We start from the raw sequence: 19,457 nt of genomic DNA, 5'->3' as shown, positions 1-19,457 counted from the left end.
TATCCCTGGTTCAGAACCTGGCCTGAATTGCCCTTAGCCATGCTTACACACTAAAGTGATTTTATCTTAAATTTAATCCAAGAATTTCATTGCTTTTTCCACCCATTCATCGTAATGTATGTAAGTAAATTCAACAGCTTTGGAGGGCTGATTTCGAAATGAATTCGTGGAAAACAATTGACGTGGCAAAACAATATGGGAATTGCCGTCTGCTCTTTTTTTCAGTTTTTACTATATTGATGTCTTTTGTTCTGATCTATACATTATTTAGTGTCTTTTCAACCCATGTTATTTTGTATGGCGATCAAACAATGGTATTTTTTAGCCTATTGCTCTTATTATATCCTGTTCACAAACTATTACACTATTTACCGTTACGATTATTATGTAAAAAAGTAAAAACTTCTTGGTCCTTGAAGTGGAACGTTGTGCTTACATGCAGAGTCAATGTGCATGATCCGATTCGAAAGCATCTTTATCTCTTGACCCTTGTGTTGCCTTTCTTCATTATGTCGGTCATATTGATTGGTTGTGCCCTTAGCTTTCCGCATTACATCCATTATTTCACTATTTTATTATCTCTGCACACCGGATTATGCGTATCGGATTTTATTTATATAAAAAATCTGGTTGGTTCCCCAAGGCATTCTTTTATCGAGGAACATCTCGAAGGATACGATATACTTATTCAAAAGTGATTTCTTATTTATCCATAAAGATACCTGATAAGATTTTTAGGTATCTTTTTTCATTATAATTTGGTATCGTATTTATACATGATGTTTTGCAAGGAGGGATTTTAGGTTTTGATCTCGTTCTGGTTTATTATTTTTGCTATTTTGATCCTTTATAATATTAATAGAATGACAAACTCTTTATGCATTCAAAAGGAAATTGCTGAAGACCGGCAGCCTAAAGTATTCAGGACCATTAATGTATTAATTACTATTATGTTATTATCCTCCTATATTGAAATTTTGTATACGTAGAGATGAGCAACAAATGATGACCATCATTTGTTACATACATTGGTGATACCCGGAGCATTATCCACATAAAGAAAAAGGGCGAAGCAACAGCTTCGCCTTTTGTTTATGGGCTTATAACCAAGAAGCTCCAATGATGATTAACAGGATGAAAAGAACGACAATTAGAGCAAAGCCTCCACCTATTCCTCCAGACATTGATCTTCCTCCTTTCCATTCTTAAGTAATAGTATCTTCATGCACACTCTTATATCCGCCAAAAGGAATCCATTCCTTTCCTAGCTTGAGAATCACTTCAATCTTTTTTGTTGAGCGGCTACCCTATCCTATTCAACTCCATGGCAAAAGGAGTGGGCTCTTTCCATTATTAATTTTGCAGCCGATTAGCAAAAGGCTGCTCCTACAATTATTAATAAAATGAATAACACCACTAACAAAGCGAAGCCCCCGTTAAATCCATTACCCATTATGCTACCCCCTTTTGTTGTCCTCGATTTATCATATGTAATGGATTAATATCTGGGTAGGCGAACACCCATTTTTCAAAAAATTCTTATTCATGCACCAATATATTATTTTTTGTAAAGTAACCAGAATATGTTATAGTTAATTTTGTGGAAATACGAAAAAATAGCAAACAAGAAACTTATAACTAGGAGTTGTTTTTATGAAGAAGTGGGCATTATCGATTGCTGTTACTGCAGGGCTGATCGGACTTACAGCATGCAACAGCGACAAGGAAGCAGTCGTTGAAACTAAAGCGGGGGATATAACTAAAGAAGAATTTTACAATGTAATGAAAGACCGTTATGGTGAAACCGTTCTTCAAGAACTTGTTTATGAAAAAGTTCTTTCTGAAAAATATACAGTAACGGATAAAGAAGTTAAAGCTAAAACGGACGAACTTAAAGAGCAAATGGGTGAAAACTTCGAAACGGCCCTTGCCTCTTCCGGATATAAGAGCGAAGATGATCTTAAACGTGCACTTAAAATCGGCATGCTTCAAGAAAAAGCAGCCGTTGCCGATATAAAAGTTAAAGAAGCTGATGTGAAAAAAGCTTATGAAGACTATAAACCGCAAATCAAAGCGAGACATATTCTAGTGGAAGACCAAAAAACAGCCAACGAAGTTAAAGCTAAATTGGACAAAGGCGAAGACTTCGCTAAACTTGCAAAAGAATATTCAACAGACACAGGCACAGCTGAAAAAGGCGGGGAGCTAGGCTGGTTCGGACAAGGTGAAATGGTTCCTGCATTTGAAGAGCAAGCTTACAAAATGAAGAAAGATGAAATCAGCAAGCCGATTAAATCCGATTATGGCTACCACATCATCCAACTTCTTGATACAAAAGAAAAAGAATCATACGAAGATATGAAAAAAGATCTTGAATATGATTTGAAAGTCGCTCAAATTGACCAAACTAAAGTTCAGGACATTTTGAATTCAGAAGTCAAAAAAGCGGACGTGAAGATTAAAGACGAAGATCTAAAAGATGCAATCACTTCCGGTGACGCAGCCAATGCTGAAAAATAATTGAATAGTAAAAAGCGACAGGACTTTGCCTGTCGCTTTTTTATCATGGTTCGAGCTATGCTCCCTGATTTATATCCTTTTTACGCCTCTCGCGCTCTTCTTCCATGCGTTCAATGTACTTCTGACCTTCCTTCTCAATCCAAGCATCATCTATGAGGCGTTCCTGCCTAGCTGTCCAAATTGACATGACTGCACTGACGATTATCCCAATAAACACGAACCAGATCCAAATTGGCATGTCCATTCCCTCCCCAAAAATCTACTATTCATTTACTAGAGAATATGCGCGAACAAATAAAATATGCTTCTTTCTCCATCGAGAAAGAAGCATATTTCATTAAAATGTTGGTTTATAGAATGAACGATTATCGAGTGCGAAAACTCTTTCCGTAAATTCACCCGGTTTCACTTTTTCCAAGGCCCGGTCCATCATATTTATCTTGGCATCCATATTATCAATATAATGCAGCACTTCCGCTTCCCTAACCATTGGCGGCTTGGGACTGCCCCACTCAGCTTTACCATGGTGGCTTAGTATCAGGTGCTTAAGAATCATGATTTCTTCCGCTTCAATGCCCAATTCCTCTGCAGCTTTACCGACTTCATTCACCATGATGGTGATGTGCCCTAACAAGTTCCCTTCCACTGTATAAACAGTCGAAACAGGTCCAGATAGCTCATGTACCTTTCCAAGGTCATGCAGAATGACTCCTGCATACAAAAGATCCTTATTGAGCGAAGGATATAGGGTTGAAATGGCCTTAGCCAACCCTAGCATCGATACAACGTGATAGGCCAGTCCCGACATATACTCATGATGGTTCTTGGTAGCAGCAGGAAACGTCAGGAATTCATTCTGATATTTTTTAATGAGGTGCCTAGTCACCCTTTGGATATTCGGATTCCTCATTTCAAAAATGAATTGAGTGATGGTTTCCATCATTTCTTCCTGACTTAAAGGCGCCGTTTGAATTAAATCGGCTTTCGTGACCCCATCAGTATCTGAAGTAATTCTAATGTTACGGATTTTCAATTGGCTGCGTCCTCGATAATTCTGGACTTCCCCTTGAACTTTCACCGTAGCTTCCGCACTGTATGTTTTCTCATCAACCTCGGAAACATCCCATAGCTTTGCCTCGATCTCCCCGGTTTTATCGCACAAAATCAATGTTAAAAACGGCTTTCCATTACTTGCCACCGCTTTTGTGCTCGTTTTAATGTACATATATATGTCTACTACTTCACCAATTCCGTAGTGTATGATCCCATTTCCCATGCGACTGCCTCCGTTCAATTAAATATCAACATTATAACATACCAATCTCGTTAATGCGTTTAGTTTTCGATAATAAGTGATGGACAATGGACAGGCTGACCTTCCCTCTTATCACTCCACAAAAAAACCAGGCTTGACCCCAAGCCTGGCTCTCCAATCAAATCTATTTCAACAGTTTTTGTTCGGACAATACGCGCACTTGTCCTGGCCGTCAATTCGGTAATATAAACAGCATGTCACCCGTTTATAAGGATTCATGGACTCCGGAACACTTTTTTCCCCAATGAATCGTTTAAAGGGGGAACGCGGTTCAATATTCAGCCATACTTCATCTTCAAGCAGTTTTTCAATGTCCTTTTCAACTCGCGTCTTTATATCAGTCTGCTTCAATAACTCACTATACATCCATACCGTATAGCTCCAAATATTTTCCCAGAGTACTAGTTTTGATATTTTAGCAGTTCCGGAAAAGAAGCGAATGGCATCAGCACCAAAGCTGCTCAATATGGAATGGAGGGCAGAAGGGCTTTCCTTTTCCGAGACATTGCTCCAACTGTTAGTTTTCAGTAAAAAGTTCGGGAGCCAATGTTCATCTTCCTGATCATCCAAAACACCAATATCCAGAAGTCTGCCTTCCCAGATAAGCCGATGTTTGCTTAACATGTAAAATTGTGCCGTGACAAAAAAAGCATAGCGTCTGAACCACATTGAAATGGCTACCCCTGACGCTTCCGCCCCAGTCTGGGCTTGTGCATACTGAATAAGTTCATCTGCATGATTGAAGGTCTTGGAAACTTTGGCCTCATCTCGGAAGGATATGCGATATCCTTGCAGCTCTTTTTCCATGGATGGTGTGAGTTTATGCATTGGCCAGCGCTTTTACCTGACTTTGGGCGTAGCGGCCTTTACCAAACGGGACGCACATGGGACTGCCGAAAATTGGATCAAAGGATATTTGGCAGTCCATGCTGAATACATGCTGTACCAATTCAGGGGTGATGATATCCTCTGGCCGGCCTTGAGCGTGTATCGCCCCATCTTTAAGTGCCACCAGATTATCCGCATAACGGCAAGCTAAATTCAAATCATGAAGCACCATCACGATCGTTCTGTTCTCAAACTCATTCAAGTCGAACAATAAGTCCAAAATCTCGATTTGATGGGTCATATCAAGATATGTAGTCGGCTCATCCAATAATATGATGTCCGTATCCTGAGCCAGCGTCATGGCTATCCATGCCCGTTGCTTCTGGCCTCCCGATAATTCATCGACTGCCTGATCCTTTAAATCGGTCAGGTTCGTTGCTTCGATCGCCTTTTGAACTTTTTCTTCATCCACGGAACTCCACTGTTTCAACCAACTTTGATAAGGATATCTTCCTTGTTTAACAAGCTGATATACTGTAAGCCCTTCAGGGGCAACCGGGGATTGTGGAAGAATCGCCATCTTTCTTGCTACATCCTTCGATGACATGGTCGAAATCGCTTTGCCTTCGAGCAAAACTGATCCGGATTGAGGTTTTAACAATCGGGCAACAGACCTTAGAAGTGTTGATTTTCCACATCCATTAGCACCGATGAATACGGTGATTTCCCCTTTGGGTATTTCTATATTCATATCATTTATAATTAATTTATCACCATAACCGAGCGATAAAGACTGTGTGTTAATAGCTGGTCGCATTAAAATACTCCCCTTTTAGTCTAATAATACCAGTTTAATGAAAATGATTCTCACTGTCAATCTTAAAAAAGAATATAAACCAAAAACTCCATGTCCCATTCCTGTTTGATTCATTAAAGTGAATGCTCTTTTAAAGATATGAAGCTTCCTTTGGAAACATTAATGCCATTTTCCCATACCATGCATGTAGCTTCCCGATTCATCAGTGCGTGCTTCTCCGCTGGACTAGCCTCTTCTCCATTTAGGGAAAAAAAAAGCCCTCCATATGGAGAGCTTTTTAACCTACCAGCAGGCGATTTGTACAATGTGCCAAGGATTCATCCCTAATGAAGGTAAATAAATCCTGATCGATAAAAGGAATTAATCCTTCTGCAATATTCCATGCATTGACCTCTATTTGATAAAGGATTTCTGATTTTCCTGTACTGTGTAGCTCCTCACTAAGCACAGCGAGATCAGGGTCTGATGCGTGGCCCATCTCATGTGTAAGGATCACCCATGTATATTCCTCAAGCCTTGCAAGCGAGCCTAGGGAGCGCTCACACTGAATTTCGATATCTCTCTCATATAAAGTGATGCTATGTCCTTTGGCGGAATATTTTCCCCCAACACACCGTTTACCAGGAAACTCCTTTTCGATGATTAACTTCAAAGAAGAATCATGGTGGCTTACAAACTCATTCATATTCAATGACTTCACTCTCTTTATCTATAGTTTAAAACCCATTATATTTCAGGGATGATCAAATCATTCATATCCTGGCGCAATACGGGGCTGGATAGACGGATCACTTGATTTTCGCTAAAGTGCTCCATTATATATCGGTGACAAGTAAAAAATAAAATTTGCCGCTTTTCCGAAATTTTTTTCAATAACTCGAGCATCCGTTTTGTCCTTTCCGCATCAAAATTGACGAAACTATCATCAATGATGAGAGGGAATGAATCATTTTCAAAAGTATGGTCAGCAAGTGCAAGCCTTAGGGAAACATAAATTTGCTCTGCTGTCCCGCGACTGACCTCTTCAACCCTGAAACTCAAACCATCATTGCGCTGTACCCAAATTCCTTCACCCGACTGATCAAGTATGATCTTACGATAGCTCCCATTCGTTAAAAAGGAAAAGTGCCGCTCGGCATCAGCGATGACCTTAGGTAGGCGTTCCCTTTTATATCGGTCCAATGTTTTATTCAATAAGCTTTTGGCTATTGCCAATTTCGCCCATTCCTTCGCCTCTTCGTTAAAAGCAGCTTTTTCTTCATGAAAACGATGAAGTAAATCATCATAAATCCCCGAAACTTCAAGCTGTTTTATCTTATGCCTCGCATCCGCCCGCTTCTCTAATAAGTGGGATTTCACCTTTACAGAATCCTTCCGCTTCCGTTCCAAATTTTCAAATGTATAAGTATTGATCTCCTGTTTTAAGTAAGTTCGGATTTGATCAGGCAGCATTCTGGATTGCCCAATTTGAATGGCAATCAAATCAAGCTGTTTGTGTAAAGTGATTTTCTTTTCGGACAATGCGGCGTCATGCCTGAATTCTTCCTCGTCCTTGGCCTTCGCTAACTTAAAAAGCATTTCCATTTCTGCATCAAGATAGCCATTTTCCATCGTCAGCTGCTCGATTTCGTTCGTCAAACGACTTCGTTCCTGCATCCATTGCGTTAGTTGAACCGAGAATTCAACCGCTTTATTCAATTCCCGCTTCAATAGGCCAATCGCTTCCCGCCATGTGGATGGTTCAAAATCAAGGCTGTGTGCAAAATGAAATAAAGCCTTTGATTTACCCTCAAATTCTGCCTGCAGAAAATTATGCCTCTTGATTGATTCATATTTCCTATCAACGGCTTCCTTCCATTTCTCAAGAAGTTCAAATACAGATTCAAGATTGATTTCCATTCCGGAATAAGACAGACCCCAACCACTTAAGATGCTCCTCAATTCTTTATCCAACCGGTCCCTTCTAGCTTCCCAATCGGCATACTCCTGAATGGTCGATTCAAACGCTTCCTCCCTTTCTTCATATTTGAAACTTTCACTTTCAAAACGCCTTTGGAGACGTTGGTCCATTTCAAGCAGCCGACCCATCGACTCTCCTTCACTCCCCCTATTGGTCTCACTCCCAATTGCTGCCCTTTTCCTTTTCATCTCATCCAATTGCCTGATATACCCGGACAATACATCAACACCTTTAAAAAGATACCTGGAAACCGCAAACAGAACAGCCACGGCTAGTAGTATCATCCCCAACAAAATCTGTTCACTGAAATAACTTCCAATAGCACCTAAACAAAGAAGTGCTATTAAACTGCCATTCATGATATGTGAACGTTTGCGATTATCCGCTTCCTTCTTCCTCTGTAATGCCAATTGCTTTTCAAGTTCAAGTATTTGTTCATCAAGTATTAGCGATTGTGCTGCTTCAAATTCAATGTTATTCTGCTTGTTGTATATGGACTCCAGCTCGATTCTTTTTTCATCTGGCATTAACTGGGCCTTTATCTCCTTCAAGCGGGCTTCTGTCGTTTCCAAACTTCCCTTTTGCAGTTCATATTTCTCATCAAGCTGCTTTTTATCATTTTGGAGTTGATGCTTTTCCCTCTCAGCCCTTTTCACCTTTTCCTTCATGAATGTACTGATATCCAGTTTTCTTATTTCATCATCAGAAACATCCAAGAATAATTCCTGCTTCACCTTTTCGATATTCTTTTCTTCCAACAGCCTTTCGTGTTCCGCTTTTCTCATATCCAGCTCGAGCTTCTCCAGCAATGTTCCTTGATCGATTGCATGTTCAATTTGCTCTTTATGCTCCTTGATGAACGGATTGATTTCGATTTCCGTGAGTTTCCCCTCAAGTTTGTCCTTTTTCTCAGTCAATGCCGCAAGTTGGGCTTTCATGGGCATTCCAACTGCCTGTAGCTGTTCAAGTCTTTTTAAGCCATCAACAGGAAAACTCACATCCGGAATTTTACTTATTTCGGCCTCAAGTTCCCCCTGTTCTTCAACCAATGGTTTAATTCGCAAAAAAGTACTCACGTTAACAAGGTTTTCTTCTATCTCTTGAATATCTTCCGTGACTTTGTAGAGCTCCTCCTTAAGTTTTGCTTCCTCCTGAAGTAATGCCGTATACGACTGCTGTTCTTCTTCTGATGCTTTCACCTTTTTCTGCAATTCCTTAAGTTCTTTCAATCTCACATTCAGTAAAGGTTTTTGGCCTGATGGCTTGAACCTCGAATCGAGCTCTTTTTGCAATTTCGTTTCGGCTTCAAGAAGTTTATCATTCCCGATCAGCCCAGCTGAAAGCAGATATTTACTCATGGTCCCTTCACTTAGTGTATGTAATCCCTGCAGCCCTTGAAGGTCGAAAGAAAAAATGGCTTGGTAATAGTTTTTATCAACTCCATGGAGAACCTCATTCAATTCTTCCTCGCCGCCGACCCTTCCATCCTCGAAGGTCAATTTTACATCGCCAGTAGCTTTTCCCTTCACACGTTCAATAACGATTTCCCCATCTTTTTTTGTTATGAGACTGAGCCTTCCCCCATATTTGGCATGCATTTTGGGCTCGTAACGCGGTTCGTTTTGAACCTTTGTCGGAAAACCAAACAGCATACTATGAATGAAGGACATGATGGTTGACTTGCCCGATTCATTTTCCCCAAAGAAAATCTGCAGCTGTCCCAATTCAAGAAAACGTTGATTTTCCAGTTTGCCGTAACCATAAACATGGAGGTCTTTAATAATCAAATCCGTTCCTCCTCCCTACACTCATTTATTCGCATCAAAAACTTGCAATAGCCATCTTTCCGCTTCATCCACAAGTTCCCTCTGCTCCTTTGGCTCTATTGTATCAAGAAACCTTCTTGCACCCGGATGAATATAAAGCGGGGCCAGAGCAGCATCCGTATCATCAAATTCAGATGCAAGCATTGATACCTCAGCCATAAATGGCAATAATGTTTCATTTGACTTAATCATCGGCATCGATTGGATGATTTTGATTTTATACACCCAGACAAACGATTCCCCCTGGTCCTCTTCCTGCAAGATCCGGGTCAATTCTTCAAGATATTCCCCGGAAGCTCCTGCTGCGTCACCTGCATCCAGCTTCAATTCCAAAAGAAAGCTTCTCCCATCGAAGCCCTTCCGTTCAATTACTTCCCTGCATTGCTTGAACAGGGCATCAAATCCACCATCCGCGGTTATTTCAATTGTTTCGCTTTCCCATATCACTTCAGAAGTTTCAATAAAGGAATGACGCTTCATGTCCCCGTCGAATTCGACGAGCAGGCACCCTTTAACGCCAGACTCCTTTCTGTTCCTGCCTTGAATATTTCCTGGGTATATCACTAGCGGATCTTCTGAAACTACCTGATGCTTATGAATATGGCCTAATGCCCAGTAATCGAAATCTTTGGCAGCTAGTTCCTTCAATGAAAAAGGGGCGTATGGGCTATGTTCGGAATTGCCTTCCAAATTCCCATGAAGCAGCCCTATATGATAATCGGCCCCTTCAGCTTTTATGTAGGTTTCGATCATTCTTTCCCTTACGTGACGGCGCGGATAACTGAACCCATAAAGGTGGACAGTCGTCCCATCGATTTTTTCAAACCGTTTCACTTCGGTTTGCCCTGAAAATATGTAGACATTATCCGGCAGCTCCACAGTAATCCATGAGCCGCTGAGATGATCATGGTTACCATGAATGATATAGGCAGGGATCTGATGCTGCTGGAGTTTTTCCATTTCTGTCCGAAAGCGGACCTGTGTCCGGAGACTCCGATTCTCCCCATCAAATAAATCCCCCGATAACACGATAAAGTCAACCTGAAGGAAAATTGCTTCATTAATGATGGTTTGAAAAGCTTTAAAAGGAGCTTCCCTTAATTCCTTTAATATAGATGACGGCATATCCTTCAACCCTGAAAAGGGACTATCCAGATGGAGATCCGCCGCATGAATGAACCTCACACCGCTCAATAGTGTCACCTCGATTTCTATCAACGTTTCACATTTAATTTTAACATGAACAGAACATACTTTCCCATACATTATTATTTTAATATGTCATCATGCAGTATGGGCAAATTCAACAGGAAAAAGACCGAATGGCGTGAACATTGTTTCATCACGGCATTCGGTCTTTTTCATCATTCAAAAATATCCATACTTAAATAGCGTTCACCATTATCCGGTGCAATGCATAATACTCGTTTTCCACTTCCAAGACGACGGGCTTCCTGCAGGGCAGTCCAGACAGAGGCACCTCCTGAAGGTCCAATCAATATACCTTCCTTCGAAGCCAGATCCTTCATGGTGGATATCGCATCTTCATCAGCCGCTTGAACGATTTCATCAAATACCTCTGTATTTAAGATGCTGGGGATAAATCCAGGGCTCGTACCCACTAACTTATGAGGACCAGGCTTTCCGCCCGAAAGAACTGGGGAACCCTTAGGTTCGACAACTACAACCCTTAAATCCGGCAGATGTTCTTTTAAGGCTTCACCTGTACCGGTTATCGTTCCTCCCGTTCCAGCAGTAGCGACAAACACATCCAGTTTACCATCCATCTGATCCAGAATCTCGACTGCTGTCGTCACTCTGTGAATATCAGGATTGGCTTGGTTTTCGAATTGCTGCGGAATAAAGCTATTAGGAATTTCTGCGGCTAGTTCCTCAGCTTTACGGATGGCTCCCGGCATCCGCTCTGATGCAGGGGTGAGGACAACTTCCGCTCCGTATGCCTTTAAGATATTGATTCTTTCTTTCGACATATTATCCGGCATGACCATAATCGCCCGATACCCCTTTGCCGCGGCATTCATAGCAAGCCCAATACCTGTATTACCTGATGTTGGTTCTATGATCGTGGCCCCGGATTGAATGATGCCGTCCAGTTCAGCCTGCCTAATTAAGTTGAAGGCAGCCCGATCCTTTACACTGCGGCTCGGATTGAAATATTCAAGTTTCACAAATACTTCAGCATCACCCTCCGCCGTTAAATGATTAATCCTTACAACAGGTGTATCTCCTATCAATTCAGTGATATTATTAACGATTTTTACCGTCATCCAAAAAATCCCCCTTCGATCCATACACTTCCTAGATGCACTTTTACTCAGGTTCATTATATCATTTATGATTTTTCATTTTAAAGAGAGAATTCCTCTAGTATAAATAGGTTTTGTTTTGAAGTTAGTTCGGTATAGTTATTTTCCATCGTTTTTCAAGATATTCAGCTACATATCAATATTCCCTGTCTTAATACATTTCCCTCACATAACAATAGTCAAAATTGACAGATAATGATAAAATTTTGATAACAGTTACTAAGACAATAACATTTTTGATAAGGGAGTTTTTGAAATGAGCAGAATATACAAATTAACCGTTTTTGAACCGTCAGGGGAAAAACTATTGGATGAATCATTTACAGCCGAGAATGATGAGCAAGCTAAAGAATTGGGACAAAATTTATTGAAGGAAAAAAACTATCAGGATCGAACACATCGCTGTACATCACCGTCAGGCGCTTTATTGCTTTTTCATCGCTGATCGAAAATGGAAGCGCAATCACTAAAACATGATCAAGTTTCAGACACATTCTTTATATAAAAAAGGCCGTCACAATAACGTGACGGCCTTTTTCATTCATTTTCCGATGAAGTTCGGTTTCCTTTTTTCCACGAATGCTTTTATTCCCTCTTGATGGTCCGCTGTTTGGCGCATTTTCATCTGGGCAGCTTTTTCAATCTCAAGGATCTTAATCAATAGCGGGCGATTTTTTTCACTAAGAATTTTTTTCGTTTTAATCATGGCCTGAACCGGGCTTTGCAGCCATGATTGCACTTTCTTCTCTACCGCATGTTCCAAGGTTCCGTCAGCCACTTCATGAATGAGGCCCTTTTCTTTTGCTTCAAGCGCAGTAAGCACTTTACCTTCCCAGATTAGTTCTTTTGCACCCACTTCTCCAAGACGGCGTTCAAGGAAGAAGTGTCCCCCGCCATCGGGGATTAATCCAATCCCGATAAAATTCATCGCAACCTTACTTTCCGAATCGGCAATAAGATGATCGGTTGCAAGAGCTATACTTAACCCAAGCCCTGCAGCTGCGCCATGAATGGCACTGATGGTCAATTTAGGCATGAAGTATAGAGTGGTCACCAATTCACTGATTCCATCCATCAGTTCATCGAAAGCGTTTTCTTTTCCAGGCGATAGCATCATCTTAATGTCACCACCTGCGGAAAATGCTTTCCCATTCCCTTTTAAAATGACGACATCCACATCATCATTCTCACTTACTTCCTTCAGGGCATGAATAAAGTCATGCAGCATTTTCGGATTTAAAGCATTCATGGCCTCTGGACGGTTCATTGCAACAGTGGCCGTCCTGTCCGAATATGTGACTAAAACAGTGCCTGCAGGTGATGTCGATTCAATACTCAATTTATTTCCTCCTCTTTCGTTCTATGACTCTATTATATATCCCTCACCATTATCAGAATAGGGGGAAAAGTTACAATTATACAGATCCAGCATTATTTATTGATATATTTATCCTGAAGCTGATCACGCAATGCCCTTTTCAAGAACTTCCCAACACCCGTTTTCGGAATTTCATCCAAAAAGACCACTTCATCCGGCAGCCACCATTTTGCAAACTGCGGCATTAAGAATTCGATGATGTCTTCCTGGGACACTAGCCCCTTATATGCGCCCTTCAAGACAACACAAGCGATCGGCCGTTCCTGCCATTTTTCGTGAGGCACTGCAATTACCGCCGCCTCAAAGATTCCTTCATGGGCCATTAATGCATTCTCTATATCTACGGAAGAAATCCACTCACCGCCGCTTTTTATCAAATCTTTCGTCCGGTCAACGATTTTGACGAATCCTTCTTCATCAATCGTGACAACATCCCCCGTATACAGCCAGCCATCTTTAAACGTATCCTCTGACCGCTCATCCTTAAAATACTCATTCGCTATCCAAGGACCCCTGATCAGCAATTCGCCCATTTCTTTTCCATCTGGTTTCACTTCGCCGTCCTGACCGACCACTTTAATTTCTATCATTGGCGAAACAAGGCCCTGCTTGGCCTTCAACTCATAAAGTTCTTCTTCAGGGAGGTCCTCCTGATAGCTTTTTGGTTTCGAAACAAAAACAAGCGGGCTCGTTTCAGTCATTCCATAGGCATGCAGGAATGGTATCCCATACTTTTGTTCAAAGGTTTTAATCATGCTTTTTGGAGCAGCCGACCCTCCGCATAGAACAGTGCGAATGCTGCTCGTATCATGGGTGCCTTCTTCCAGCTCCTTCAATAAGCCCAGCCATATCGTCGGAACCCCTGCTGCGATTGTAACCTTCTCCTTTTCTATAAGCTCAGCCAAAATCTTTGGGGTGAAATAGGGTCCCGGCAAAACCATCTTCGTTCCAAACCAAACACTGGCAAAAGGCATGCCCCAAGCATTTACATGAAACATCGGCACGACAGGAAGGGCTACATCACGTTCGCTTAATGCTGTGGAATCGGCAAGCCCCAGTGCAATCGCATGCAGCAAAATTCCGCGATGTGAATAAACCACACCTTTCGGATTTCCAGTCGTGGCGGAAGTATAACATATGCCGGCAGGCGCATTTTCATCCAAGGTTTGGATGAATGGCTGTTTCGGATTCCCCTCGGCTAATAATTTTTCATAATGATAAATGGGTGAAAGGGTCGTTTTAGGCAGCTCCTCTTTATCCGTCATAATGATGTACCCTTCCACTGTCGTTAACTCATCTTTAATTGCTTCCAAGAGGGGAATGACATCTGGGTCTATCAGTAATAATCGATCCTCCGCACTATTGACGATATAAGAAACATGTTGAGGAGACAGACGCATATTGATTGTATGAAGGACAGCACCATGACAAGGAATCGCAAAATATGCTTCTAAATGCCGATGATGGTTCCAGGCAAGCGTTCCAATACGGTCACCGGTTTGAATGCCGAATTTTTCAAGATTACTGGCCAGCCTTCTTGTACGCTCAGCAATCTCTGCATATGTAAATGTGTGAATTCCACCATCCGTACGCGAAACTACCTCTTTCTTCGGAAAATATTTTTCAGCTCTCTCAATGATTTGAGTCATGATCAATGGAGTATCCATCATTACAATCTCCCCCTTATATTAAAAGCATCCTCATTATATATTCGACCAGAAAAAAAATAATCCTTTATCCCTAGGTGCCTTTTACGATTATTTTGAATTTGGGTTTATCTAGATAAAATTTTTAAATCAGTTTGACGATTTCGGAAAGGGAACTGATTTCTGAAACGACTGGAATGTTTTTTAAATAAAAAACTGCAGGCAATCTCGCTTTCTTCGATTTGAAAGGATCAAACCGGTATATAACGAAATCATTTCTTAGGAGCGTAATCTGAAAAGTTATTTTTAAACCCTCCAAATTTATCGGTGCAGTTCCCTGACATATATTTTTATGTTTCTTTCTAGAAAAAAGAGGAAATAGTAAAGATACAATTATATTTAGAGGGAGCTCATTTATGGTAAACAAAATAAACGAAGAACTAGAAGCTTATTGCGCGAGTGAATATTCAAAGCTATCACGGGTGATCGTCTGTGAACCTCGTTATATGGAAATCCGGGAGATCATTAACGAAACACAAAAAGAGTTTCAAGAGGAAAATATCGATCAAGCACTAGCCTTGAAGCAGCACACCCAATTTACAAAGGCACTTGAACACGAAGGAATTGAAGTCATAAAACTTACGCCTCAATTTACATATCCAGAACAAGTTTTCACGAGAGATATCGGTTTCACTCTTGGCAATACCGTTTATGTGGCTGAGTTGGCAACAGGTATCAGGCAGGGTGAAGAACAAATATTGAAATCCTGGCTCGAAACGAATGGCATCTCATATTTCAACCTACTCAAAAATCATATTGAAGGCGGGGACGTCCTTATTGACGGAAAGACCATCTATATTGGAATCAGTGAAAGAACGGATGAAACTTCCGTCAAGCATCTTCAAACCTTATTACCGGAATACGATGTCATCGCGGTTCCTTTCATTGAAACATTCCTACATTTAGATTGTGTTTTCAATATCATATCACCGACAGAGGCGCTTATTTTTCCAGAGTCCTTTACAAAAAAAGAAATGGATTTATTATCTTCTCGTTATGACATGATCGAAGTGACTAAAGAAGAACAATTCACATTAGGAACCAATGTGCTTTCGATTGGGAATAAAAAATTATTCAGTCTTCCATGTAATAAACAGGTAAATAGTGAGCTTCGTAAACGCGGATACGAAGTCATCGAAGTCGATATAAGCGAAATCATCAAGTCCGGCGGCTCCTTCCGTTGCTGCACAATGCCACTATTGAGGACAACGAATAAGAAGACTGATTCAGCCTGAGCAAAATGGAAGAACCCGGACTTGTATGAAAATCCGGGTTCTTTCGCCTTTTTTCAACAAGGTGTCATAAAACAGGAAGGATTAAGGGTTTAGTTCTTTTTTTAATGCCTCGATTCCATCCATTACACTTTTTTAAATAACTCTGTTGATATTGAGGCACATGAGAGTTCTAATGTTAATGCTTGTCTGGAGGCCTTTTCATTTATGCAGCAGTCTTAATAAGATTTTTGAATCGTTTCTATTTAACTGTACATACTTACTGTGTTCATCCTTCGTCAATTCTACAATCTTTCCATCAGGATTGACCCAAACATAATATACGGTTAGTCTACCTTCGTTTTTCTCATCATTAAAATAAAAGATGAAGTCCGCCTCAGGATGATCTTCAGCCAACGCAAATTCTTCCCAATCTGCATTTCTTACTATTTCTTTTGTTTTTTCTGTTTTCCCCATTTCTATCTTTTCTTTATATGCTTCGAATTTGTAGTGTTTACCTTCATACTTTTGAACGGAAATATGTTCTTGCTTTGTTGTACAGCCCGAAGCTAACGTTATTGATAATAGGCTAAGTGCAACAAGCAGCTGTTTCCTTTTCATTAATGTCATCTCCTCATACCCAATGGATTAATTATCCAATATATTTCATTATACTTCTCCACGCAAAAGAGTAATAGGAATGTTTGTCGATTTATTAACCAAAAAAACTTAAGCTTTTGGCTTAAGAGTTCTTGACCCCTTGTATCCCTTGGACCTGCATTCAACCATTCAGAAAGTAGTTGATGCAGCCTTCCTTCCATTTCATCAAAAGCACATACTTGCTTATATTGCATTTAATTCCATTATTAGCCGACAATAAAAAACCTTTTAAATTGATAAGCCTTCCCCTTTTGAAAAGACTTAGCTAAAATTTGATAATATTGAATTATCCTTGCTATAATTTCATGGGATAGCGTTTAGAAAAAAACAAGATTGAAAGGGGAATGTAAAATGAATTATGTAAAAAATCAGCTAACAGTCATGCGCGGCAATCTTTTAAAAGAAATCGATGGAATCAAACCAGAGTTTATGGATGTACAGCCTGAAGGTTTTAATAATACAATCCATTGGCACCTTGGACATGTCCTTACTACAGCCGAAAAATTTTTATTGGACTCCAATAGTGAATTGCCAGCGAATTACGGCCAACTATTCGGATATGGTTCAAAACCAGCGGACTGGACTGGGGACGTACCTACCGTTGAAGTATTAAAGCAACAACTGCATGAACAACTCGATCGACTTCTTGAAATTCCAGAGGAACGATTGACTGAAAAAACACCACAGCCTTTCAACGGAATGGAAACAGTGGGGGAATTCATTAATTTTGTAGTGCTCCATGAAGCCAATCATATTGGACAAATTCACGCAATGAAACTCTTAATCCAATCCAATAACTGAGATTAGACCATAACTGTCACTCTGTATTTCTTGAAATAGGAGTGGCATTTTTTTATTTTTCACAGTCAAATATGCTGTTTCAATCACTAATTGCCTCTGACATGGGAGTATGGGTGTTTTTATCTGAGTTCGAGCTTTTATCGTGAGTTTGGAGCATCCACTCTTGAATTCGGAGCTTTTACTTGTGAGTTTGGCGCGTTTACTCGTGAATTCCGAGCGTTTACTCGTGAGTTTGAAACAAATACTCGTGAATTTCGAGCGTTTACTCGTAAATATAATCAAAAAGAGCCCCCGCTCTATGAGCGAGGGCTTTCATCTGTTCATGCGAAGTGAACGTCTCTTTAAGTCATTTGGTTATCCATATAATCACTGTATGCTTTTTCCGCTGCGGCTTCCGAAGTGAACAAAGCATCATCGTCCTCAATCGTATGAAATGTATCGTTCAGGAACAATGCAACTGCATTTGGATCTTTGGGATGCTGAACGATTTCCGCCGCCCTTATATTCGAAACGGTAGGAACGTGGGGATTATTATAAATCACAAACACCTCGTCACCGACTTGCACTTCTTTTGCATTGATTACACCCATTGAATTCTTCCTTTCCATTACTGATTTTCCTTTAGCTTATGGAAAGAAGCTTATAATTATTTATGAAATATGACAGGCCTAAAAAGTGGAATTATCTGAATGGGGCCCCTGGAGCCCCGCCATTCACTTAAGCATATTCATCTTTTGTAAAAAATCGATTGGATGCTGTTTCCGGAAGAATTCCCTCAGCATATAGGCAACACCATCTTGGTCATTGGAGCGCGTCACCCATTTAGCCACTTTCCTTACTTCCTCATCCGCATTGCCCATGGCAACTCCCAGACCTGAGCCGGCAATCATCTCGATATCATCCAATCCATCTCCAATCGAGACGATTTCCGTTCTTTTCACCTCTAAATGGTCAGCTAAATACAATACACCGCTCCATTTAGAAACACCCTTCGGAACGATTGTCAGCTTATGTCCTGGATGCAAGATTGCATCAACCTCAGGGAACATTTCCTTTATCAATTTCAACATATCATTTCGAGCACTTTTTTCTGGAAATATAATGTCCATCTTCGTCGGGGCCATCGGCTGGTCAATAAGCTCTTCACTGATATCATCCACATAATTTTGAGCATAAATATTTTGATCATTCAAATACATTACCGATTTACCAAGCAAATTCTCCGGGAGGTTCACCCGATTGCCCAGCGAGTATTTCTCATGAATGAGCAATATTTGGCACGTTGTCTTTTCAAGCATTTGCACGAGCTCTGCAGTCAGTTCTTCTGATATTCTTTTTACCATTATCGGCTTTTCTATGGAAGCTCCGACAAAGGCTCCTTGCTGAGCAACGATCATCGGATTTATTTTTAGGGCTTTGGCCACTTTTTTTGCTGAGTGATAGTTTCTTGACGTCACAAGTGCAACATGGACACCTTTTTGGTGAACATAATCTATTGCTTCTTTAGTCGATTTATTTAAACGGCCATTTGACTGGAGCAATGTCCCGTCGATATTGACCGCAAGTAGTCGATATACCATGCTGATCTCCCCCATCTGTAGTATCCTCTTTCCAAATTTATGACTAAAATTTCGGGAATAGAACAAATAGTGGTTCACGACCCTTGCAACGGTGCTTACAGGAAACAAAAAAACCCCCAACCATTATGGTAGGGAGTCTTTAACTGCTTATTGCTGTTGTTCAGGTAAGCCATATAAATCTTCAAGCGGCTTCATGATAATTTTATTGAGGTCTGCTATGACCATGCTCATCCGTTGTTCAGCTTCCATCAATTGTGAAATGGTTGGGTTTTGTTGGACAAGCTGTACCGTCTTTTGTGCTTGCTCAACCTCTTCCGGTGCAATCTCCTGTCCCATCATTTGCTTCTGCTGCAATGTCATCTGCAAATTACGGAAGTTTTCAAACATTCCTTTTGTTGCTTCATCAGAATTGACAAGATCATATAAGCGTTGCAAATCGGCATATTCATTACTTGCCCTAATTGCCTTTTCCATTTCATACGCTGCATCATATACGTTACTCATTTATTTCCCCTCCCGGTAATCATT

22 protein-coding genes are annotated in these 19,457 nt (G+C 40.6%); 6 read left to right on the top strand and 16 right to left on the bottom strand.

Annotated features, from left to right (window positions below):
• Nucleotides 1-158 precede the first annotated feature (158 nt).
• Together ACIROD_RS12600 and ACIROD_RS12595 are read left to right on the top strand one after the other, a co-directional pair.
• On the top strand, nt 159-698 hold the full coding sequence (locus tag ACIROD_RS12600; protein ID WP_101224183.1) for a DUF3267 domain-containing protein: 540 nt from the start codon (nt 159-161) through the stop codon (nt 696-698).
• A gap of 108 nt (nt 699-806) precedes the next feature.
• Entirely contained in the window at nt 807-989 is a 183-nt protein-coding gene (locus ACIROD_RS12595; protein WP_034314696.1) for a hypothetical protein, read from the top strand.
• A gap of 111 nt (nt 990-1,100) precedes the next feature.
• Here ACIROD_RS12595 and ACIROD_RS12590 read toward each other — a convergent pair whose 3' ends face one another.
• Entirely contained in the window at nt 1,101-1,184 is an 84-nt protein-coding gene (locus ACIROD_RS12590) for a YjcZ family sporulation protein (RefSeq protein WP_061462016.1), read from the bottom strand.
• A gap of 185 nt (nt 1,185-1,369) precedes the next feature.
• Nucleotides 1,370-1,453: a YjcZ family sporulation protein gene (locus ACIROD_RS12585; RefSeq protein ID WP_083450669.1), complete on the bottom strand. Its 84-nt coding sequence runs from the start codon at nt 1,451-1,453 to the stop codon at nt 1,370-1,372.
• 200 nt (nt 1,454-1,653) lie between these two features.
• Here ACIROD_RS12585 and ACIROD_RS12580 point away from each other — a divergent pair, with 200 nt between their 5' ends.
• A complete protein-coding gene (locus ACIROD_RS12580) occupies nt 1,654-2,520 on the top strand; it encodes a peptidylprolyl isomerase (protein WP_101224184.1) in 867 nt (288 codons plus the stop codon).
• A gap of 55 nt (nt 2,521-2,575) precedes the next feature.
• On the opposite strand, the gene ACIROD_RS12575 is transcribed toward ACIROD_RS12580, so the two are convergent.
• From ACIROD_RS12575 to cysK, 8 genes are all read right to left on the bottom strand, one after another.
• Nucleotides 2,576-2,758, bottom strand: coding sequence for a sporulation YhaL family protein (locus tag ACIROD_RS12575; protein ID WP_053344914.1), 183 nt, complete (start codon nt 2,756-2,758; stop codon nt 2,576-2,578).
• 99 nt (nt 2,759-2,857) lie between these two features.
• Nucleotides 2,858-3,796 carry a 3'-5' exoribonuclease YhaM gene (gene yhaM / locus ACIROD_RS12570; protein ID WP_101224185.1) on the bottom strand — a complete coding sequence of 313 codons (939 nt, stop codon included), beginning with the start codon at nt 3,794-3,796 and terminating at the stop codon, nt 2,858-2,860.
• A 168-nt stretch (nt 3,797-3,964) separates the two neighbouring features.
• Nucleotides 3,965-4,663: a (2Fe-2S)-binding protein gene (locus ACIROD_RS12565; protein WP_402941229.1), complete on the bottom strand. Its 699-nt coding sequence runs from the start codon at nt 4,661-4,663 to the stop codon at nt 3,965-3,967.
• Entirely contained in the window at nt 4,656-5,480 is an 825-nt protein-coding gene (locus tag ACIROD_RS12560; protein ID WP_101224188.1) for an ABC transporter ATP-binding protein, read from the bottom strand. Before ACIROD_RS12560 ends, ACIROD_RS12565 begins: the two co-directional genes overlap by 8 nt.
• A 277-nt stretch (nt 5,481-5,757) precedes the next feature.
• A complete protein-coding gene (locus ACIROD_RS12555) occupies nt 5,758-6,165 on the bottom strand; it encodes a hypothetical protein (protein ID WP_232782974.1) in 408 nt (135 codons plus the stop codon).
• A gap of 41 nt (nt 6,166-6,206) precedes the next feature.
• Nucleotides 6,207-9,227 carry an ATP-binding protein gene (locus tag ACIROD_RS12550; protein WP_402941224.1) on the bottom strand — a complete coding sequence of 1,007 codons (3,021 nt, stop codon included), beginning with the start codon at nt 9,225-9,227 and terminating at the stop codon, nt 6,207-6,209.
• A gap of 21 nt (nt 9,228-9,248) precedes the next feature.
• Nucleotides 9,249-10,451, bottom strand: coding sequence for a metallophosphoesterase family protein (locus ACIROD_RS12545; RefSeq protein WP_402942902.1), 1,203 nt, complete (start codon nt 10,449-10,451; stop codon nt 9,249-9,251).
• 179 nt (nt 10,452-10,630) lie between these two features.
• On the bottom strand, nt 10,631-11,554 hold the full coding sequence (gene cysK / locus ACIROD_RS12540; RefSeq protein WP_101224192.1) for a cysteine synthase A: 924 nt from the start codon (nt 11,552-11,554) through the stop codon (nt 10,631-10,633).
• A 295-nt stretch (nt 11,555-11,849) separates the two neighbouring features.
• Between cysK and ACIROD_RS12535 the strand changes: the two genes are divergently transcribed.
• Entirely contained in the window at nt 11,850-12,038 is a 189-nt protein-coding gene (locus ACIROD_RS12535; protein ID WP_034314725.1) for a YhzD family protein, read from the top strand.
• 96 nt (nt 12,039-12,134) lie between these two features.
• Here the strand turns inward: ACIROD_RS12535 and ACIROD_RS12530 are convergent, their stop codons facing one another.
• A complete protein-coding gene (locus ACIROD_RS12530) occupies nt 12,135-12,932 on the bottom strand; it encodes an enoyl-CoA hydratase (protein WP_101224194.1) in 798 nt (265 codons plus the stop codon).
• Nucleotides 12,933-13,024: 92 nt separating this feature from the next.
• A complete protein-coding gene (locus ACIROD_RS12525) occupies nt 13,025-14,641 on the bottom strand; it encodes a long-chain fatty acid--CoA ligase (RefSeq protein WP_402941219.1) in 1,617 nt (538 codons plus the stop codon).
• Nucleotides 14,642-15,033: 392 nt separating this feature from the next.
• Here ACIROD_RS12525 and ACIROD_RS12520 point away from each other — a divergent pair, with 392 nt between their 5' ends.
• Nucleotides 15,034-15,912: a dimethylarginine dimethylaminohydrolase family protein gene (locus tag ACIROD_RS12520; RefSeq protein WP_202190619.1), complete on the top strand. Its 879-nt coding sequence runs from the start codon at nt 15,034-15,036 to the stop codon at nt 15,910-15,912.
• A 198-nt stretch (nt 15,913-16,110) separates the two neighbouring features.
• Here the strand turns inward: ACIROD_RS12520 and ACIROD_RS12515 are convergent, their stop codons facing one another.
• Complete coding sequence (locus ACIROD_RS12515; RefSeq protein WP_402941216.1) at nt 16,111-16,509, bottom strand: hypothetical protein; 399 nt, start codon at nt 16,507-16,509, stop codon at nt 16,111-16,113.
• Nucleotides 16,510-16,899: 390 nt separating this feature from the next.
• Between ACIROD_RS12515 and ACIROD_RS12510 the strand changes: the two genes are divergently transcribed.
• A complete protein-coding gene (locus tag ACIROD_RS12510) occupies nt 16,900-17,349 on the top strand; it encodes a DinB family protein (RefSeq protein ID WP_402941213.1) in 450 nt (149 codons plus the stop codon).
• Between the two features lie 341 nt (nt 17,350-17,690).
• Here the strand turns inward: ACIROD_RS12510 and ACIROD_RS12505 are convergent, their stop codons facing one another.
• The 3 genes from ACIROD_RS12505 to ACIROD_RS12495 all read right to left on the bottom strand — a co-directional run bounded on the left by ACIROD_RS12505 (nt 17,691) and on the right by ACIROD_RS12495 (nt 19,433).
• Nucleotides 17,691-17,957, bottom strand: coding sequence for a transcriptional regulator SplA domain-containing protein (locus tag ACIROD_RS12505; RefSeq protein ID WP_241663197.1), 267 nt, complete (start codon nt 17,955-17,957; stop codon nt 17,691-17,693).
• A gap of 105 nt (nt 17,958-18,062) precedes the next feature.
• Complete coding sequence (locus tag ACIROD_RS12500; RefSeq protein WP_101224440.1) at nt 18,063-18,929, bottom strand: Cof-type HAD-IIB family hydrolase; 867 nt, start codon at nt 18,927-18,929, stop codon at nt 18,063-18,065.
• Between the two features lie 147 nt (nt 18,930-19,076).
• Nucleotides 19,077-19,433, bottom strand: a complete 357-nt coding sequence (locus tag ACIROD_RS12495) for a YlbF/YmcA family competence regulator (protein ID WP_101224200.1) — start codon at nt 19,431-19,433, stop codon at nt 19,077-19,079.
• Between the last annotated feature and the right edge of the window lie 24 nt (nt 19,434-19,457).

The organism is Peribacillus sp. NPDC101481, assembly GCF_044767165.1.
In the GTDB taxonomy this organism is placed as follows: domain Bacteria; phylum Bacillota; class Bacilli; order Bacillales; family DSM-1321; genus Peribacillus.
The sequence above is the reverse complement of the archived record's forward strand: the minus strand, read 5'-3'. Positions and strand labels throughout refer to the sequence as shown.

What these genes read in the sequence shown, in the direction of transcription:
- ACIROD_RS12600 (WP_101224183.1), top strand. Translation starts at nt 159, where the DNA reads ATGAATTCGTGGAAAACAATTGACGTGGCAAAACAATATGGGAATTGC.
- ACIROD_RS12590 (WP_061462016.1), bottom strand. Translation starts at nt 1,184, where the DNA reads ATGTCTGGAGGAATAGGTGGAGGCTTTGCTCTAATTGTCGTTCTTTTC.
- ACIROD_RS12585 (WP_083450669.1), bottom strand. Translation starts at nt 1,453, where the DNA reads ATGGGTAATGGATTTAACGGGGGCTTCGCTTTGTTAGTGGTGTTATTC.
- ACIROD_RS12580 (WP_101224184.1), top strand. Translation starts at nt 1,654, where the DNA reads ATGAAGAAGTGGGCATTATCGATTGCTGTTACTGCAGGGCTGATCGGA.
- ACIROD_RS12575 (WP_053344914.1), bottom strand. Translation starts at nt 2,758, where the DNA reads ATGCCAATTTGGATCTGGTTCGTGTTTATTGGGATAATCGTCAGTGCA.
- yhaM (WP_101224185.1), bottom strand. Translation starts at nt 3,796, where the DNA reads ATGGGAAATGGGATCATACACTACGGAATTGGTGAAGTAGTAGACATA.
- ACIROD_RS12565 (WP_402941229.1), bottom strand. Translation starts at nt 4,663, where the DNA reads ATGCATAAACTCACACCATCCATGGAAAAAGAGCTGCAAGGATATCGC.
- ACIROD_RS12560 (WP_101224188.1), bottom strand. Translation starts at nt 5,480, where the DNA reads ATGCGACCAGCTATTAACACACAGTCTTTATCGCTCGGTTATGGTGAT.
- ACIROD_RS12555 (WP_232782974.1), bottom strand. Translation starts at nt 6,165, where the DNA reads ATGAATGAGTTTGTAAGCCACCATGATTCTTCTTTGAAGTTAATCATC.
- cysK (WP_101224192.1), bottom strand. Translation starts at nt 11,554, where the DNA reads ATGACGGTAAAAATCGTTAATAATATCACTGAATTGATAGGAGATACA.
- ACIROD_RS12535 (WP_034314725.1), top strand. Translation starts at nt 11,850, where the DNA reads ATGAGCAGAATATACAAATTAACCGTTTTTGAACCGTCAGGGGAAAAA.
- ACIROD_RS12525 (WP_402941219.1), bottom strand. Translation starts at nt 14,641, where the DNA reads ATGATGGATACTCCATTGATCATGACTCAAATCATTGAGAGAGCTGAA.
- ACIROD_RS12520 (WP_202190619.1), top strand. Translation starts at nt 15,034, where the DNA reads ATGGTAAACAAAATAAACGAAGAACTAGAAGCTTATTGCGCGAGTGAA.
- ACIROD_RS12515 (WP_402941216.1), bottom strand. Translation starts at nt 16,509, where the DNA reads ATGAAAAGGAAACAGCTGCTTGTTGCACTTAGCCTATTATCAATAACG.
- ACIROD_RS12510 (WP_402941213.1), top strand. Translation starts at nt 16,900, where the DNA reads ATGAATTATGTAAAAAATCAGCTAACAGTCATGCGCGGCAATCTTTTA.
- ACIROD_RS12505 (WP_241663197.1), bottom strand. Translation starts at nt 17,957, where the DNA reads ATGGAAAGGAAGAATTCAATGGGTGTAATCAATGCAAAAGAAGTGCAA.
- ACIROD_RS12500 (WP_101224440.1), bottom strand. Translation starts at nt 18,929, where the DNA reads ATGGTATATCGACTACTTGCGGTCAATATCGACGGGACATTGCTCCAG.
- ACIROD_RS12495 (WP_101224200.1), bottom strand. Translation starts at nt 19,433, where the DNA reads ATGAGTAACGTATATGATGCAGCGTATGAAATGGAAAAGGCAATTAGG.